The sequence below is a fragment of the Gluconobacter sp. P5B12 genome, from assembly GCF_018812035.1.
GTDB lineage: Bacteria > Pseudomonadota > Alphaproteobacteria > Acetobacterales > Acetobacteraceae > Gluconobacter.
Genome location: NZ_JACRVV010000012.1, coordinates 51053 through 66592 on the forward strand (window position 1 = coordinate 51053; position 15540 = coordinate 66592).

A 15540-nucleotide genomic window follows, 5' to 3' on the forward strand; every position below is an offset into this window, starting at 1 on the left:
GCGCTTGTGCGGATCGCTGGGACTGTTATCGTTCCGGTATGAAAATGCTTCGTCCTGCTCAGATTCTCTGTTCCATGCTGGTGGCTGCCTGTGCCGGGGGCGTCGCCTACGCCAAACCCTCTCATCTTCTGGTTCGTAACGCCCTGATCTTTTCAATGGCCGATGGGCAGAAAGCGCCTTTTAAAGGGTATTTTTCTGTCCGTTCAGATGGCGTGATCGATCAAATCGGCTCCGGTGCTCCTCCAAAGGATCTTCAAGCGGATCAGGATGTGGATCTGCATGGACATTGGGTCATGCCAGGGTTCATTTCCGCTCATAGCCACCTCTGGCAGGCCGCGTATCGTGGCCTTGCGGCGGATCAGACGTTGATGGGCTGGATTGAGGCTTTGTATTCCGGAAAAGCGAGCGTTGCGCGGCCTGAAGATATCTACTGGTTCACGCTGGATGGGGCGCTCGACCATCTCGCGCATGGTGTGACTGCGGCTTATAATTTCAATTACGGTGGGGCGAACCCTGCTGTTGTCGAGGCGACGGACCGGTTGCAGTTCCAGGCAGAGACGGCTTCTGGAATTCGGTTCGTGCATGGTCTGGAGCCATTGCCGAGTAAGGGCGATGTGTCGCTTGCTAAAGCCAGACAACATGTGAACGATTTTCTGGCGTGGTCCGCCGGGCAGCATGTGGGATCCACGTTCCTGTCCGTGATGATCAATGGTGGGACGGGATTTCACGACACCGGAGACGTTGCGAAGATCGAAGGCGCGTTGATGCGGGAGTATCATCTGTCCAACCAGAGTCATTATCTGGAGCCACCTGAGAACGTTTCAGCTCAGCAGGCCCGGTTCCGCTGGTTTGAGGATGAAGGCATTCTCGGGCCGCATCTGATTTTCGGGCATTTCATCCATACGACGCCTGAGATTATTGCCCGATCCGTAAAGGCTGGGGCGTCCATGGTCTGGAATCCGCTTTCAAATGGTCGTCTGGCGTCAGGGACGGCGGATATTCCGGCCTATCTGAAAGCTGGTTTGCGGGTTGGTATGGGAGAGGATGGGGAAGCCAGTGCGGATCTGGCAGACCCGTTTGAGAACATGCGGACCGGGCTTTATGCCATCCGGGACAAGTATCAGAGTGCCGCGATCATGAGCCCGTATGATGTGGTGCGCCTGCACACGCGAGGGAGTGCGGATGTTCTGGAAGTCGGGGATCGGCTTGGAAGCCTGGAAGCTGGGAAATTTGCGGATTTTCTTGTGATTGATCCGACCAATCTTGGGTATGTGTTTGACCCGTATGCCACGCTGGTTTTTGCGGCGGCTCAGGAAAATCTGGAGCAGGTGTATGTGGGGGGCGTGCTGCTGGTTGAGCATGGAAAGCCGCTGAAGCAGGATTTTGCGCATGTTCGGCAGGAAGCTGATCGGCGGGTTGCGGCCTCTGTTCAGCATTAAAAAAGAGCCGGGGAGTAATCCCCGGCTCTTTTTGTGTGTCAGACGCTGTGGGTTTTGGCTTCACGATCCCAGAAGCGGAGTTTCCGGCAGGTTGCGATGAAGGGTTTAAAATCGCTATCCTTTTTGATGGCAATTACACCATCGTCCATCTCGTCGGGCGTGATGCCGCCTTTTGCCAGAAGGGGGGCAGCGTCCGGGCCGTAAGCGATGAATTTGGCGTGGGCGAACGCATCTGCCACGAAGTCACGGGCTGTTGCTTCCCTGCTCAGAAGCTTTGTCCCTTCCACGGAAGAGAGCAGCACGACGGCGTCGTAAAGCACGGATGGGGCGCCGACGATTTTCTGGCCAGCCGGGATGGTCTTGCCATCTGTCAGCGTTACGCCGCCGACAACGGGGGCGACCAGTTCAATCAGTGTGCCTTCCGCCTTTGCGGCTTTCTGGAGTGCATCCAGCAAGGCCGCATCCGTACCCTCTGTAATCACGACACCCAGTTTGCGGCCTGCGAAGGATTCGGGGCCGTTCTTGAGGATGCTGAGCGCTGTTGAGGCGGCCAAATCCGTGATGGGTGTACGGGCAGCTGGAGCTGGGGCGGGGAGGTCTTTCAGGCCCAGACCTTTGGCCACGCCCTTGGCCAGCGTTTCATCCACATTCAGAAGATGGGCGATGACGCGGGAGCGAATGTTTGGCGTCTCGACCTTGCTGAGTTCGAAGACGAACGCGTTCTTGATGTGCGTTTGTTCGGGCTTTGTCTGGCTGATGTAGAACTGGCGTGCCTGGCTGTAGTGATCGGCGAAGAGTTCACCGCGCTCGCGGGTCGTGCGACCGTTGTCATCGGGGAAGTGCCTGTAGCCGGTCTTGGGGTTTTCACGCGGACCTGCGCCCCAGGAATTGGGCTCGTAATTCACGCGGCCCTTCGGGTTGTGCATGGCAGCGTGGCCATCCTGCTGGAAGTTGTGGAATGGGCATTTGGGCGCGTTAATGGGGATATGCGTGAAGTTCGGGCCACCGAGACGCTTTGTCTGTGTGTCCAGATACGAGAAGTTCCGGCCTTGTAGGAGGGGATCGTTGGTAAAGCCGATACCGGGGATGACATTCTGGGTGCAGAAGGCGACCTGTTCGGTTTCGGCGAAGAAGTTGTCCACCATGCGGTCCAGCACGAGGCGGCCAATTCGGCGCACGGGGACGAGTTCTTCCGGGATGAGTTTGGTCGCATCCAGAATGTCGAAGTCGAATTTGTCGGCAAAGGCGTCATCAAAGAGCTGTACGCCCAGTTCCCATTCCGGATAGTCGCCGGATTCGATGGCCTGCCAGAGGTCGCGACGGTGGAAGTCAGGGTCGGCGCCGTTAATCTTGACGGCTTCATTCCAGACGACTGACTGAAGGCCCTGCTTCGGCTTCCAGTGGAACTTCACGTAGGTGGATTTTCCTTCGGCGTTTATGAGCCGGAAGGTATGGACACCGAAGCCTTCCATGAAGCGGAAGGAGCGGGGGATGGCCCGGTCTGACATGATCCAAAGGAGCATATGAACGGTTTCGGGCGAGAGGGATGCGAAATCCCAGAAGTTGTCATGGGCGGACTGCGCCTGCGGGAAGCCGCGATCGGGTTCTTCCTTTACGGCGTGCACCATGTCGGGGAACTTGATGGCGTCCTGGATGAAGAACACGGGCATGTTGTTGCCCACGAGATCCCAGTTGCCTTGTTCGGTATAGAGTTTCACGGCGAAGCCGCGGACGTCGCGGGCGAGATCGAATGATCCCTTGCCACCTGCGACGGTTGAGAAGCGGACGAATGCCGGGACGCGGGTGCCGGTTTTTCCGAGGACGCTTGCAGTTGTGTAGTCAGACAGGGAGTCTGTGAGTTCGAAGAAGCCATGAGCGCCGTAGCCGCGAGCATGAACAACGCGTTCGGGGATGCGCTCGTGATCGAAGTGGAAGATCTTCTCCCGGAAATGAAAGTCTTCCAAAAGCGTTCCGCCGCGTGGGCCTGCTTTTAGGGAGTTCTGGTCATCTGCGACGGGAACGCCCTGCTGGGTTGTCAGGGTCGGTGCGTCGCCCTCTGCGGTCTGATGGGTTGCGCCTTGAGGGCCGCGCTCGAAGGTCTGGTCACCGATGGTCACGGTGGTGCGTTTGTCTGCCGTGTCGCTCATGGTTCGGTCCGATCTGCTGTCGTCTCGAATGTCCGGCGCAAATAACGCCGGGTGTTTCGATTCAATTCCTGTGCGTTGATTTCCTTTTTTGGAAATCTGTCACTTTAGAAGTCTGAGACGAGGGCAAATGTTCCGGAAAATAATTTGAGGAAATGTTCTGAACTGAAAGAAAGAGCGGACCGTTAGAGACTTACTTGCATCGTTTTCGCAGAGCAGGAGGCTTGAATGCCTGTCGATCCTCGCAACCGTTATCCTCGGCCGCCTTTTGAAGCGCAGAGTCAGCCCTTTCCAGGACTCTCAGCGAAGATGACGCCTCAGCCCGATTATGGCGAGAAGACTTACAAGGGGGCTGGCAAGCTGAAGGGACAAGTGGCTCTGATAACTGGTGGTGACTCTGGTATCGGGCGTGCTGTTGCGCTGGCTTTTGCACGGGAGGGGGCGGACATTGCCATTTCCTATCTTGAAGACGAAAGCTCGGATGCCAAGGAGATTGCGGCCCAGATTGAGGCAGAGGGGCGTCGTTGTCTGTTGTTGCCCGGAGATATTCGGCATTCAGCCCATTGCTCAGCTCTTATAGATAAGGTTCTCGCGGAGCTGGGGCATCTCGATGTCCTTGTTAATAATGCAGCTTTCCAGAATTGGGCGGAGCATCTGGAGGATATCAGTGAGGAGGAGTGGAAGCGGCATTTTGACACGAATACGCACGCACTCTTCTACCTGACGAAGGCTGCCGTGCCGCATTTGAAGGCAGGGGCATCCATCATCAATACGTCTTCAGTTAATCTAAAAACCCCTCCCGAGATCTTGGTGCCGTATTCCATGACAAAAGCGGCGATTGCGAATTTTACAGTTAGTATGGCGCAGCAGCTTGCGGCGCGCGGGATCCGTGTAAATGGCGTTATGCCGGGACCGATCTGGACGCCTTTCATTGCCACGGGGATGCCTGAAGAGGCACAGAAGAAAGTGGGCTCTGATGTCCCGCTGGGCCGTCCGGGTCAGCCAGCAGAACTTGCGGGTGCCTATGTTTATTTTGCAGACCCACTGAATAGTTACACGACTGGTGCGCTGCTGGCGGTCAATGGTGGGATGCCGATGCTTTGATGTGCTGAAAGTATTGGTAAATTACGGAAACGCCTGCTCCTGATCGAGCGGGCGTTTTTCAGTTTTGGGACCAAACAGCAATGTGACACTCGCGCCTAGCAGGAGCAGGCAGGTTGTGAGGCCAAAAATGCCGGGGAAACCTGCTGCGGGGTAAATCCAGCCAATCAGGACGGGCGATGAGATGGCGCCTAGCCGAGCAATAGCTGAGGCGAGACCCATTCCCCGCCCTCGGAGGGCTGTCGGAAAAAGCTCGGGTGTATAAGCGTAAATGCCGCCATAGGTTCCGTTCATGAACATGGACAGCAGGATGCCGAAGACCAGAACCTGAGCGGGGGTCTGACTGGCCGCCATGCCGATGGCGCTAATCCCGCCAGCGATCATGAAGGTTGCTACGGCCGTTCTTCGGCCGAGCCGTTCGGTGCAATATGCCGAAGCAAGATATCCTGGGAGTTGGGCTGCATAGATGGAAATGGCGTAGGCGAAGCTGCGTGTGACCGTCATGCCGCGTTCGATCATGAGAGTGGGGATCCATGTGAAGAACGCATAGAAACAGAAAGTGATGGTCAGCCACATGACCCAGCTCATGAGAGTTGAGCGTCTGAGATCTGGAGCAAACAGGTCCTTCAGGGGGCGGATCGCCTGCGGCTCTGAGTGTGATGTCGTTGTGAGACCTGGGGCCAGACCTGCGCTCTGCTCGATCAGTCCGACGATATGGCAGGCTTCGTGTGTCCGCCCGCGTTGGTCCAGCCATCTTGGAGATTCCGGAAGGGTGCGCCTCCACCATAATAGCATCAGGACAGGCAGGGCTGTGGCCATCAAGGCCCACCGCCAGCCGTCAGGAGACGATGGAACGAGCATGAAGCCGAGAATAGCTGCTGTCACGTATCCAAACGAATAAAACCCGGTGAGACTTGCCGTGAAGGCGCCTCGATAGCGGGAAGAGACAAACTCGCTCAGATAGGGCGCAATAATGGTTGCTTCCGCGCCTGCGCCTAGTCCTGCAAGAAGACGGGCTGAAAAGAAGCTGCTGAAGGAGCTGGACATAGCTGAAAACAGGGAGCCGATAGCGTAGAGGGCAAGGGCGCTCATCATGACGGATTTGCGTCCTGATCTGTCGGCCCACCAGCCAGCAAGGAGCGAGCCCATGCCGTAGCCCAGATACGTAGCGCTTCCGAGAAGGCCGAGAGAGGGGCCAGACAGATGCCACTCCGTTTTCAGAACGGGGAGCGTGAAGGCTACAATCGCCGAGTCTAGGCCGTCGAACATATATCCGCAGCCCCCCAGGATCAGTAGGCGGCGATGGAAGGGTGTGAATGGCAGATGTTCGATGCGGAGGGCGATGCTCATGGATTCTCTGGGACGCAGGCAACTATGGGGACTGTGACAGACTATCTGGCGGTTTGGGCGTGGGTCCAGCCATGGTTGGGGTAGGCCATCAGGAAGGTAGAATCTGGGAAAAAGGTTGTGTGTGGCGCAGTTTTCCGCTATTTCGCCGCTCGCACAGGCACCCCTGGAGGTCTGTGTGATGACAAAATTCAATACGCAGGAGCGTAACAGTGGCTAATTTGACGACACTTGCTGTCTCGACGCGCGCGAAGGCTGGTAAGGGGGCAGCGCGCGCAACGAGACGTGCCGGGCTGGTTCCGGCAGTAATCTATGGTGGCAAGCAGGAGCCTTCCATCATTGCTCTTGATCCGCGCGTGATCATGAAGGAACTGCACCGTGGTGGCTGGTCCTCCCGCGTGTACAACCTGGCAGCAGAAGGCGCAGAGCCGGTTGCAGCCCTGATCCGTGACGTGCAGCTGCACCCGGTGACGGATGCTCCGATTCACATCGACTTCCAGCGCGTTGCAGCAGGCACGAAGGTGCACGTTCAGGTTTCCATCATCTTCGTTGGCGAAGAGAAGGCTCCTGGCATCAAGCGCGGTGGCGTTCTGAACGTTGTCCGTCATTCCGTGGACGTTGCTGCTGATGCAGCCAGCATTCCGGAAAGCTTCACTGTTGATCTGAGTGTCCTCGACATTCATGACAGCGTTCGCTGGTCCGACCTGAAGGGCACGGAAGGCGTAAAGCTGACGGGTCATCAGGCTGCTGATCTCGTGATCGCTTCTATCGCTCCGCCGACCATTGATGCGGAAATGGAAGCTGAAGCTGCTGCCAAGGCTGCTGCCGCTGCTGCTGCAGCTACCGCAAAGCCGGGCGCAAAGAAGAAGTAAGTCATGAGGCTCTGGACCGGTCTCGGCAATCCCGAGCCGGGGATGAGCCGTCATCGACATAACATCGGCTTCATGGCGGTTGATGAAATCGCCAGGCGTCACGGGTTTTCCCCGTGGCGCAAGCGCTTTCGGGGGGAGACTTCCGAGGGCGTTATTGGGGGGCAGAAAATTCTGCTCCTCAAGCCGATGACCTACATGAACCTGTCGGGCGACAGCGTTCAGCAGGCCGCGCAGTTCTTCAAGATCGCGCAGGCCGACATTACCGTTTTCCATGATGAACTCGATCTTGCTTTCGGCAAGCTGCGCATCAAGCGTGGCGGCGGAGCGGCTGGGCATAATGGCCTTCGCTCAATGGATCGCTGTCTTCCCGGACCGGATTACTGGCGTGTGCGGATGGGCATTGGCCATCCGGGGCATAAGGACCGGGTGCACGGGCATGTTCTGGGGAATTTCGCCAAGGCGGAAGAGCCGGAGCTTGAGCGGTGGCTTGAGGCAGTTGCGGATGCTGCGCCTATTCTGGCCAAGGGCGAGAATGAAGCGTTCATGACGAAAGTGGCGCTGCTTACGGCCTGAGTGCCGCGAGACTTCAGGTCTCTTATGGTCAGCTTTTTTCACTGTTATAACGTGCGGGTATCGTTGCCAGAGAGAGTTCTCGGGCGGGAATCGTACTCTGCTGCCTGTTTTGCAGGGTGCAGGTGTTGTCCGTGGGCGTGGATTCTGCGAACACAGGGCAACTGAATTCTGAGACTGGGCTGACCAATGTGGCGGCCTGAAAGATGGAGAGCACAATGGGTTTCAATTGCGGCATCGTTGGTCTGCCCAATGTTGGCAAGTCCACGTTGTTCAATGCTCTGACGGAAACAGCCGCAGCGCAGGCAGCGAACTACCCATTCTGCACCATTGAACCGAATACGGGCCGTGTTGCCGTGCCGGACCCTCGGCTGGATATTCTGGTGAAGATTGGTAAGTCCCAGAAAGAGATTCCGACCAGCCTTGAGTTTGTTGATATTGCGGGTCTGGTCCGTGGCGCGTCCAAGGGTGAAGGGCTGGGAAACCAGTTTCTGGCGAATATCCGCGAGACGGATGCGATCATTCATGTTCTGCGCTGCTTTGAAGACGATGACATCACCCACGTTGAAGGTGGGGTCGACCCGGTTCGGGATGCGGACATCATTGAGACCGAGCTGATGCTTTCTGATCTGGAAAGCCTTGAGAAGCGCCAGATCAATCTTCAGAAGCGTGCGCGTGGAAATGATCGCGAAGCACAGGCGCAGCTTGAGCTCATGGAGCCGCTGATTGTGGCACTGCGTGATGGCAAGCCTGCCCGCACCGCCGTGCCGAAGGGGCAGGAAGGTGAGGCTGCGCGTCTTCAGCTTCTGACGACGAAGCCGGTTCTGTATGTCTGTAACGTCGAGGAGGCTGCTGCGGCGACCGGCAATGCTCACTCTGAGGCAGTTCGGAAGCGGGCTGAGGAGGAGGGCGCTGGCGTTGTGATCGTGTCTGCTGCGATTGAGGCTGAGGTTAGCCAGTTGCCGCAGGAAGATCGCACGGAGTTCCTTGAGGGGCTTGGTCTGAGCGACAGTGGTCTGGATCGCGTGATTGCAGCGGGCTATCGCCTGCTGGGTCTGCGGACATACTTCACGGTCGGCCCTAAGGAAGCGCGTGCCTGGACCATTACGGCAGGTGTGAAGGCGCCTCAGGCTGCTGCTGTCATTCACAATGATTTCGAGCGTGGCTTCATTGCCTGCGAAACAGTTGCTTTTGACGACTATGTGGCCTGCAATGGTGAAGCAGGCGCTAAGGAGGCTGGGAAGTTGCGGATCGAAGGCAAGGAATATGTTGTGCAGGACGGAGATATTCTCCTGTTCCGATTCAATGTCTGACGCTGCGGCTATTCTGAAAGGGCTGACGGATAAGGCCCGTCAGGCTGCTCGTGGATTGGCGCGAGCAGATGAGGCGACGCGTAATCTGGCACTAAATGCTGCTGCTCAGGCACTTCGTGCCAACAGCGCAGCAATCGTTGCGGCAAACGAGCAGGATCTAGCCGGGCTTTCTGATGATCGGACTGCTGCATTCCGGGACCGTCTGACGTTAACGCCTGAGCGCGTTCAGGCCATGGCAAAGGGTCTGGAAGACGTTGCAAAGCTGCCTGATCCGCTTGGACGCGTTCTTGCAGAATGGGAGCGCCCTAACGGGTTGCTGTTCCGTCGTGTTGCTGTTCCGCTCGGTGTCATCGGTATGATTTACGAAAGCCGGCCGAATGTTGGGGCTGATGCTGCGGCTCTTTGCATCAAGTCTGGCAATGCTGTCATTTTACGTGGTGGAGGCGAAAGCCTGAATTCGGCGCGCGCAATTCATGCGGCGATGGTTGAAGGGCTGACGGCTGCGGGTCTTGATCCGGCTTGTGTGCAGATTTTGCCGTCTGCCGATCGTACTCTTGTGGGTGCGCTCCTTCAGGCTGCTGAGGGCGTGGACCTCATCATTCCACGTGGTGGAAAATCTTTGGTGGAACGCGTCCAGCGTGAGGCGCGGGTGCCTGTTCTGGCCCATGCCGATGGACTGAATCACACCTATGTTCATGCCAGTGCTGATCCTGAGATGGCGCGTCGGGTTCTTCTGGATGCCAAGATGCGCCGTACGGGAATCTGTGGGGCGACAGAAACGCTTCTGATTGATCGGGCGATTGCTCCGTCACTCCTGCCGCACATTGTGGATGATCTGGCTGCCAAGGGCTGCACATTCCGGGCGGATGAGGCTGCCAGATCTATAGTTTCAACCTTGCCTCCTGCCAGTGCCGCCGATTTCGATACGGAGTGGCTGGATTCGATTCTCTCCATCGCTGTTGTTGATGGCGTTGAGGAGGCTCTCGACCATATCGCGCGTCATGGCAGTGCTCATACGGAAGCGATTATCGCTGAAGATCCTGAGATTGCCGCCGCGTTCCTGAATGGGACTGATAGTGCGGTTGTGCTGTGGAATGCATCGACTCAGTTCTGTGATGGTGGTGAATTTGGCTTTGGGGCTGAAATCGGCATTGCCACGGGACGGATGCATGCGCGAGGCCCGGTGGGGCTCGAACAGTTGACGTGTTATCGCTATGAAGTGCTTGGCAACGGACAGGTGCGAGGCTGAATACGATCCCGACGTTTGGCGATGGCCGACGTATGCGGATTGGGCTGTTGGGTGGCTCTTTCAATCCGGCGCATTATGGTCATCTGAAGGTGGCTCAGCAGGCGTTGCGCTCTCTGCGGTTGGATCAGGTGTGGCTGATGGTCTCACCTGGGAATCCTCTCAAGCCTCGAAAGGGCATGGGATCGTTCAGGGCGCGCCTTGCATCAGCCCGGAAGATCGCTGATGACCGTCGAATCTGTGCTACGGATATAGAAGCAAGGCTGAAACAGCGTTTTACAGTGAAGACTGTGGCATTGCTTCAGAAGCGCTTTCCTCATGTTCAGTTTGTCTGGTTGATGGGAGCGGATGGGCTGGCGCAATTCTCTCGCTGGAAAAACTGGAGGATGCTGGCCCGTATGGTGCCAATAGCGATTCTGCCGCGGCCAGGGAGTGTAACGCCTGCTTTGCACGGGGCTGCGGCGTCGGCTTTACGGCGAAATCGACGGCCTTCTAGGGAGGCTGCTATACTGGCGCAAAGAAAAGGATGCGCATGGACGTTCCTTTCTGCGCCGCAGAACGATATATCGGCTACAGCGTTGCGAGAGTCCGGGCAAATCTGTCTGGAACCGGATCAGGAGTAAAAGCCATCACCAAGACGACCTCAACCGACCCGAAGGCCAAGACCACGCGTCGGAAAACCAGCACCCCTGATGCGGCACTGGCCGAGGCTGCCAAGGTGCCTGGAACGCCTCGCAAGAAGGCTGCTGCTGCTGGCCCCAAGAAGACTGCCGTCAAGCGCGAGCCTGTGCAGCCTGATGTTCTGACAAAAATGCTGTCCATCATCACGGGCAGCCTTGAGGAAGACAAGGCAGAGGACATTGTGGTTCTGGATCTGGTTGGCCGTGCCAACTTTGCAGACCATATGGTTGTGGCAACGGGTCTGGCAGATCGGCAGATTGCAGCCATGGCGCATCACATCGAGAAGAAGCTGGGTGAAGACGGCTTCAACCGGGTTCTGGTTGAAGGCGCGAATGGCAGCGACTGGGTGCTTCTGGATACGGGAGATGTTGTTGTTCATCTTTTCAAGCCAGAAAGCCGCGAGCTGTATGCTCTTGAGAAGATGTGGGGCTCTGATCTGGATTCGAGCGAATCCGAAGTGGCTGTCGGTAAGGACGAAGAGCAGGGCTGAATGAAGCTCGTTGCTATTGGGCGACTGAAGTCCGGCCCGGAACGGGAGCTTTTCGACCGTTACGCTGCCCGGATTCGGCCTGCGTTGACTGTGACAGAGATTGCGCCCTCCAAAGGCTCTGTCATGGAGCAGAAGCGCAAAGACGCTGCCGGACTTCTGGGGGCCTGTCCTGACAATGCTTTTGTCGTTGCCCTCGATGAGGGAGGAAAGACATTTAGCAGCCTGCAGTTTGCGGCTACGTTTTCTCGATGGCAGGAAACTGGCCGTCCGGTACATTTCTTGATTGGCGGAGCAGAGGGGCTTGATGGATCAGTGATCCAAAGAGCCGACGCCGTTATTGCTCTCGGAGCGATGACTTGGCCCCACATGCTAGTGCGCGTGATGATTGCCGAGCAGGTGTTCCGCGCTCAGGCTATCAATTCGAACCATCCGTATCATAAAGATAGCCGGCCTGATTAAGCAGTTTCTGAGCGATTGGGTATAAAAAAAGCGGGGCACTTAGCCCCGCTTTTCGCTTCTGGAGTATTCTTATCGGATAGACCGGTTCGGCGCGTCAGATGTAAAGGCATCGTCCGGGGCTTCCGCCACTTCTGTGTTGCTCATCGGATGACTCAGAGCATTCGATCCTCTGAAGATCGCACGATGACGGAAGGTGGTTGCATGGCTTTCGCGGGCGACCATGACCTGCGGCGCCTGGCGACCATCGTCTGCGCGGCCATAGATGAAGCCGTATGTCGGGTAAATGCTGCCAAGACGGCCGCTACGGTCGTTGAGGGCAACGCGGACTGCACTCCAGTCATTGTTGGGTGACACATCAACGACGCGCACGTTGTGTGCAATGCCGTTGGACGCCCAGTGAGACTGGTCAATGTAGATTGTGCGATTGTTCTCGACGGAACGGACAACAGCGACGTGACCCAGAGGCATACGACGGATGCCACGGAAATTTAGAACTGATCCCGCCTCAGGAGCGTTACCACGAGCATAGCGGCCCGCGGCGTTATACCACCAGTCCCGTGCGTTGCCGTGCAGCACGACGGAAGAAGCTTCCTTAGCGTAAGCTACGCACTGAATAACGTGCGCCGCTGAAAAGGTGTGGTGGTAGGAATGAGAGGCTCGATGAGAGCGGAAGACACTATGACCGCCATGTGAACCACGAAGGTGTTTGGCCTGTGCATGACTCGCAAAGAACATGACAGCTGAGAGCGCCAGGGCAGAGAAAAATGTTTTCCGGCAACTTTTATGCGTCACGATCTTTTTGATCCTGAATAGGCTTGTGTCGTTCGGGTGACAGGGAGCTAACAATCTTCATGCAACCCTGACAAGGGCAGAATGCATCACTGAGGGTTAAATTTTCATTTCTAATGAAAATCTTTCTCGTGTCGCATTCTGCCTTAATTGTGCCGTATTTGGTCGGGTGGCTTATTTCGTGGTTGTCAGCATGATTTCCACGAGGATGCGTGGGTCAGCCATGACAGCCTGAACGCAGGCGCGTGCAGGAGCTAGTCCTTCCGGGAGCCATGCGGACCAGTGCGTGTTGAGAGCATTGCGGTCTGCGATGTCTTTAAGCCAGATCTGTGCCTGAAGAATGCGGGTATTGTCTGTGCCGTGTTCTTCAAGAATGGCATCGAGTTGAGCCAGGACGTCTTTGGTCTGGCCATCGATATCTTGTGACAGGTCTGAGGCGACAACGCCTTGAGTGAAAACAAAGCCATGATATTCCACAGCCTTGGAAAGAATGGCGTTGGGTTCTGTGCGAATGATGCGGCTCATGGGGGTATCCTGATCCCGAGATTGGAAAGCCCCAGAGTGAGGCGGCTTTAAGAAGCGGTCAATCACCTCTTGGCTCCCTTGTCGTAGGGGGTGGGACGCGGTATCGCCGGGAGGTATCGCTAAACTGGCCGTGCGGGAGAAAAAACCGTGGTCCCTTTGAATGTCAAAAGAGTGCCTGTGACGCCGATCCGGCAGAATTGCACGATCCTCTGGGACGAACGGAACCATGCCGTGGTGGTCGATCCAGGGGGGGATGTGGATGAACTGCTCTCTCAGCTCCGTGGGCTGACGGTTGAGGCTATTCTTCTTACGCATGGACATCTTGATCATGCTGGCGGCGCTGATGAGCTCCGGGAACGCCTGAATAAAATTCAATCAGATCCTGTGCCTGTTCTCGGGCCAGATCGGCGTGATGCGTTCCTGCTAAGTAGTATTGAGAAACAGGCTGCGCATTTTGGTATGACAGGGATGGTGAGTGTTGTTCCGGACCGCTTTCTGGAAAGCGGTGAGACACTCCAACTTCTGGGCCATGATATCGAGGTGCGTCATATTCCCGGACATACGCCAGGACATATCGTGTTTGTGGATCATGGCAGTCGTCGTGCCATTGTTGGCGATACATTGTTCCGCCGGACGGTAGGCCGAACCGATTTTGCTTATGGGGATGCTCCTGCGCTGATTGCAGGTATTCGCCAACATCTCATGAGTTTGCCGGATGAGACTGTGGTGCTGTGTGGGCATGGAATGCCTACGACCATTGGGGAAGAACGCCGGTCCAATCCATTTCTTGTTTCTGAACGATAAATTTCAAAGAGGGTTTCCCATGCGTGTAATGGCTTGTTCCATATTAGGTGCGATAGGTGTTCTCGCGGGCAGTATGACGGCTTCCGCCTGTGCCGCAGAAGAACCTATTCGTCAGGCGCAGCCTGTTCTTCCGACAGCACCTTTGACAATCACGACGCAAGACGGAGTTAAGCACTCGTTTACGGTGGAGTTGGCCAAAACCTACAGGGAACAGGAAGTCGGCGAAATGTTCCGCAAGGAGCTGCCCAAAAACAAGGGAATGCTTTTCCTTTGGCCGCAGCCGCAGGTTTCGGACATGTGGATGAGAAACACACTGGTATCCCTCGATATCGTTTTCATTGATTCCACCAATCATGTTCATGCCATTGCGGAGAAGGCGGTTCCGCTGAGTGAGGCAATCCTGAGCAGTGACGGGGTTGTGGCCAACACGCTTGAGCTTGCTGGGGGGGTTACGGAAGAGTTGGGTATCCGCGTAGGGGATACCGTAAGTAGCCCGGCACTGAAGCACTGATACGTGAAGGTTTTAGTTACCGGGGCAGCGGGATTTATCGGTTTTCACGTCTCGCATGCCTTGCTGGCGCGAGGCATGGAGGTAGTCGGCGTTGATACGCTGAATGATTATTATGACCCGCTCTTGAAAACGGCGCGCCTGAACAGACTGACGTGTCAAAAAGGGTTTGTGTTCGAGCAGAAGGACGTGTCTGACCGCGAGGCTATGCGATCAGTCATTGATGGCCATTCTGATATTGAAGTCATCATTCATCTGGCAGCTCAGGCGGGAGTTCGATACTCACTCATAGACCCGTATTCCTATGTACAAGCGAATGTCATGGGGCAGGTTGTTTTGCTGGAGGCATCCAGAAGCCTGAAAAGGTTGAAGCATTTTGTCTATGCGTCTTCGTCCTCAGTCTATGGTCGCAACCAGTCGTTGCCTTTCAAAGAGAGTGATCGCGTGGATGAGCCGGGTTCACTTTATGCGGTTACAAAGCGCGCAGGTGAGCTCACGGCCTCCGCATATGCTTATCTTCACGGTATTCCACAGACAGGCTTGAGGTTCTTTACCGTCTATGGGCCGTGGGGTCGGCCAGATATGGCTTATTACGGTTTCGCGAAAGCTATCTGCGAGGGCCGTCCGGTCACCCTTTACGAGGGAAAAGGACTGTCTCGGGATTTCACCTATATAGATGACATCACATCGGGTGTTCTTTCGATCACGGACGTTCCTCCTCAAGTGGGTGAGGCGCGCATCTTGAATCTGGGGGGAGATCGCCCGGAAAAAGTGACGACACTGATTGCGCTGTTGGAAAAACATCTCGAGCGATCTGCATGCATAGAACATCAAGCTCGCCCCGTGGCAGATATGGAGAAAACTTGGGCAAGCTTAGAGGATGTGAAAGCGTTATGTGGCTGGACCCCGAGCGTCTCGCTTGAGGACGGGGTCATGAAATTTGCCCAATGGTTCAAGGATTTTCATAAAAAGTCAGTTTTTTGATTTTTATATGATTTTTTGATTGACAGTGTTGGGTGGTGGCCGTATAAGCCCGTTCACCGACGCGGCGGGGCCTTCTTCGAGGGCTTGGCCGGGGCGGTTTGAGATGATGATCTTTGAAAATTGAATATGGAATTGGAAGGGATATGTTGGCGGCGTTTTGGTGCTGCTGGTTTTGGGATTATTTTCCTGAGACCTGAGTGTCGAACGTTTAGACGCTGATGTATCTTTTTAAGATGCTTCAATTAAGCCTAACGTTTTTTCATTTGGG

16 protein-coding genes are annotated in these 15540 nt (G+C 56.0%); 12 read left to right on the plus strand and 4 right to left on the minus strand.

Going from position 1 to position 15540, the window contains the following annotated elements:
- Positions 1–38: 38 nt before the first annotated feature.
- Complete coding sequence (locus KP702_RS15260) at positions 39–1439, plus strand: amidohydrolase family protein (protein WP_202206818.1); 1401 nt, start codon at positions 39–41, stop codon at positions 1437–1439.
- A 38-nt stretch (positions 1440–1477) separates the two neighbouring features.
- Here KP702_RS15260 and KP702_RS15265 read toward each other — a convergent pair whose 3' ends face one another.
- On the minus strand, positions 1478–3586 hold the full coding sequence (locus tag KP702_RS15265; RefSeq protein WP_202206817.1) for a catalase: 2109 nt from the start codon (positions 3584–3586) through the stop codon (positions 1478–1480).
- Positions 3587–3811: 225 nt separating this feature from the next.
- Here KP702_RS15265 and KP702_RS15270 point away from each other — a divergent pair, with 225 nt between their 5' ends.
- Positions 3812–4687, plus strand: a complete 876-nt coding sequence (locus KP702_RS15270) for an SDR family oxidoreductase (RefSeq protein ID WP_202206816.1) — start codon at positions 3812–3814, stop codon at positions 4685–4687.
- A gap of 21 nt (positions 4688–4708) precedes the next feature.
- On the opposite strand, the gene KP702_RS15275 is transcribed toward KP702_RS15270, so the two are convergent.
- Positions 4709–6034, minus strand: a complete 1326-nt coding sequence (locus KP702_RS15275; protein WP_215769325.1) for an MFS transporter — start codon at positions 6032–6034, stop codon at positions 4709–4711.
- A gap of 209 nt (positions 6035–6243) precedes the next feature.
- On the opposite strand from KP702_RS15275, the gene KP702_RS15280 reads away from it, so the two are divergent.
- The 7 genes from KP702_RS15280 (at position 6244) to KP702_RS15310 (ending at position 11662) form a co-directional block, all read left to right on the plus strand.
- Entirely contained in the window at positions 6244–6903 is a 660-nt protein-coding gene (locus tag KP702_RS15280) for a 50S ribosomal protein L25/general stress protein Ctc (RefSeq protein ID WP_086634762.1), read from the plus strand.
- A gap of 3 nt (positions 6904–6906) precedes the next feature.
- Positions 6907–7476: an aminoacyl-tRNA hydrolase gene (gene pth / locus KP702_RS15285; protein WP_202206814.1), complete on the plus strand. Its 570-nt coding sequence runs from the start codon at positions 6907–6909 to the stop codon at positions 7474–7476.
- Between the two features lie 215 nt (positions 7477–7691).
- Entirely contained in the window at positions 7692–8786 is a 1095-nt protein-coding gene (gene ychF / locus KP702_RS15290; RefSeq protein ID WP_099211167.1) for a redox-regulated ATPase YchF, read from the plus strand.
- Positions 8779–10035, plus strand: a complete 1257-nt coding sequence (locus KP702_RS15295; protein ID WP_202206813.1) for a glutamate-5-semialdehyde dehydrogenase — start codon at positions 8779–8781, stop codon at positions 10033–10035. Before ychF ends, KP702_RS15295 begins: the two co-directional genes overlap by 8 nt.
- 32 nt (positions 10036–10067) lie before the next feature.
- Entirely contained in the window at positions 10068–10655 is a 588-nt protein-coding gene (locus KP702_RS15300) for a nicotinate-nucleotide adenylyltransferase (RefSeq protein WP_237389865.1), read from the plus strand.
- A 95-nt stretch (positions 10656–10750) separates the two neighbouring features.
- Positions 10751–11203 carry a ribosome silencing factor gene (gene rsfS, locus KP702_RS15305; RefSeq protein ID WP_202207243.1) on the plus strand — a complete coding sequence of 151 codons (453 nt, stop codon included), beginning with the start codon at positions 10751–10753 and terminating at the stop codon, positions 11201–11203.
- Positions 11204–11662 (plus strand): 23S rRNA (pseudouridine(1915)-N(3))-methyltransferase RlmH, encoded by a 459-nt coding sequence (locus KP702_RS15310; protein ID WP_202206812.1) that lies wholly within the window; start codon positions 11204–11206, stop codon positions 11660–11662.
- A 69-nt stretch (positions 11663–11731) separates the two neighbouring features.
- Here KP702_RS15310 and KP702_RS15315 read toward each other — a convergent pair whose 3' ends face one another.
- Positions 11732–12454, minus strand: coding sequence for a CHAP domain-containing protein (locus KP702_RS15315; protein WP_202206811.1), 723 nt, complete (start codon positions 12452–12454; stop codon positions 11732–11734).
- 171 nt (positions 12455–12625) lie between these two features.
- Complete coding sequence (locus KP702_RS15320) at positions 12626–12976, minus strand: RidA family protein (protein WP_046900317.1); 351 nt, start codon at positions 12974–12976, stop codon at positions 12626–12628.
- Positions 12977–13153: 177 nt separating this feature from the next.
- On the opposite strand from KP702_RS15320, the gene KP702_RS15325 reads away from it, so the two are divergent.
- From KP702_RS15325 to KP702_RS15335, 3 genes are read left to right on the plus strand one after another with little or no spacing between them, the layout of a single operon-like run.
- Positions 13154–13780, plus strand: coding sequence for an MBL fold metallo-hydrolase (locus KP702_RS15325; RefSeq protein WP_046900940.1), 627 nt, complete (start codon positions 13154–13156; stop codon positions 13778–13780).
- 19 nt (positions 13781–13799) lie between these two features.
- The gene (locus KP702_RS15330) at positions 13800–14291 is read left to right on the plus strand and encodes a DUF192 domain-containing protein (RefSeq protein ID WP_202206810.1); all 492 of its coding nucleotides are present in this window, start codon (positions 13800–13802) and stop codon (positions 14289–14291) included.
- A gap of 3 nt (positions 14292–14294) precedes the next feature.
- Positions 14295–15272 carry an NAD-dependent epimerase/dehydratase family protein gene (locus KP702_RS15335; protein WP_202206809.1) on the plus strand — a complete coding sequence of 326 codons (978 nt, stop codon included), beginning with the start codon at positions 14295–14297 and terminating at the stop codon, positions 15270–15272.
- The last annotated feature ends 268 nt before the right edge of the window (positions 15273–15540 follow it).

Excerpts from the sequence above, each read along its gene's own strand:
- KP702_RS15260 (WP_202206818.1), top strand. The coding sequence starts at position 39 with ATGAAAATGCTTCGTCCTGCTCAGATTCTCTGTTCCATGCTGGTGGCT.
- KP702_RS15265 (WP_202206817.1), bottom strand. The coding sequence starts at position 3,586 with ATGAGCGACACGGCAGACAAACGCACCACCGTGACCATCGGTGACCAG.
- KP702_RS15270 (WP_202206816.1), top strand. The coding sequence starts at position 3,812 with ATGCCTGTCGATCCTCGCAACCGTTATCCTCGGCCGCCTTTTGAAGCG.
- KP702_RS15275 (WP_215769325.1), bottom strand. The coding sequence starts at position 6,034 with ATGAGCATCGCCCTCCGCATCGAACATCTGCCATTCACACCCTTCCAT.
- pth (WP_202206814.1), top strand. The coding sequence starts at position 6,907 with ATGAGGCTCTGGACCGGTCTCGGCAATCCCGAGCCGGGGATGAGCCGT.
- ychF (WP_099211167.1), top strand. The coding sequence starts at position 7,692 with ATGGGTTTCAATTGCGGCATCGTTGGTCTGCCCAATGTTGGCAAGTCC.
- KP702_RS15295 (WP_202206813.1), top strand. The coding sequence starts at position 8,779 with ATGTCTGACGCTGCGGCTATTCTGAAAGGGCTGACGGATAAGGCCCGT.
- KP702_RS15300 (WP_237389865.1), top strand. The coding sequence starts at position 10,068 with ATGCGGATTGGGCTGTTGGGTGGCTCTTTCAATCCGGCGCATTATGGT.
- KP702_RS15310 (WP_202206812.1), top strand. The coding sequence starts at position 11,204 with ATGAAGCTCGTTGCTATTGGGCGACTGAAGTCCGGCCCGGAACGGGAG.
- KP702_RS15320 (WP_046900317.1), bottom strand. The coding sequence starts at position 12,976 with ATGAGCCGCATCATTCGCACAGAACCCAACGCCATTCTTTCCAAGGCT.
- KP702_RS15330 (WP_202206810.1), top strand. The coding sequence starts at position 13,800 with ATGCGTGTAATGGCTTGTTCCATATTAGGTGCGATAGGTGTTCTCGCG.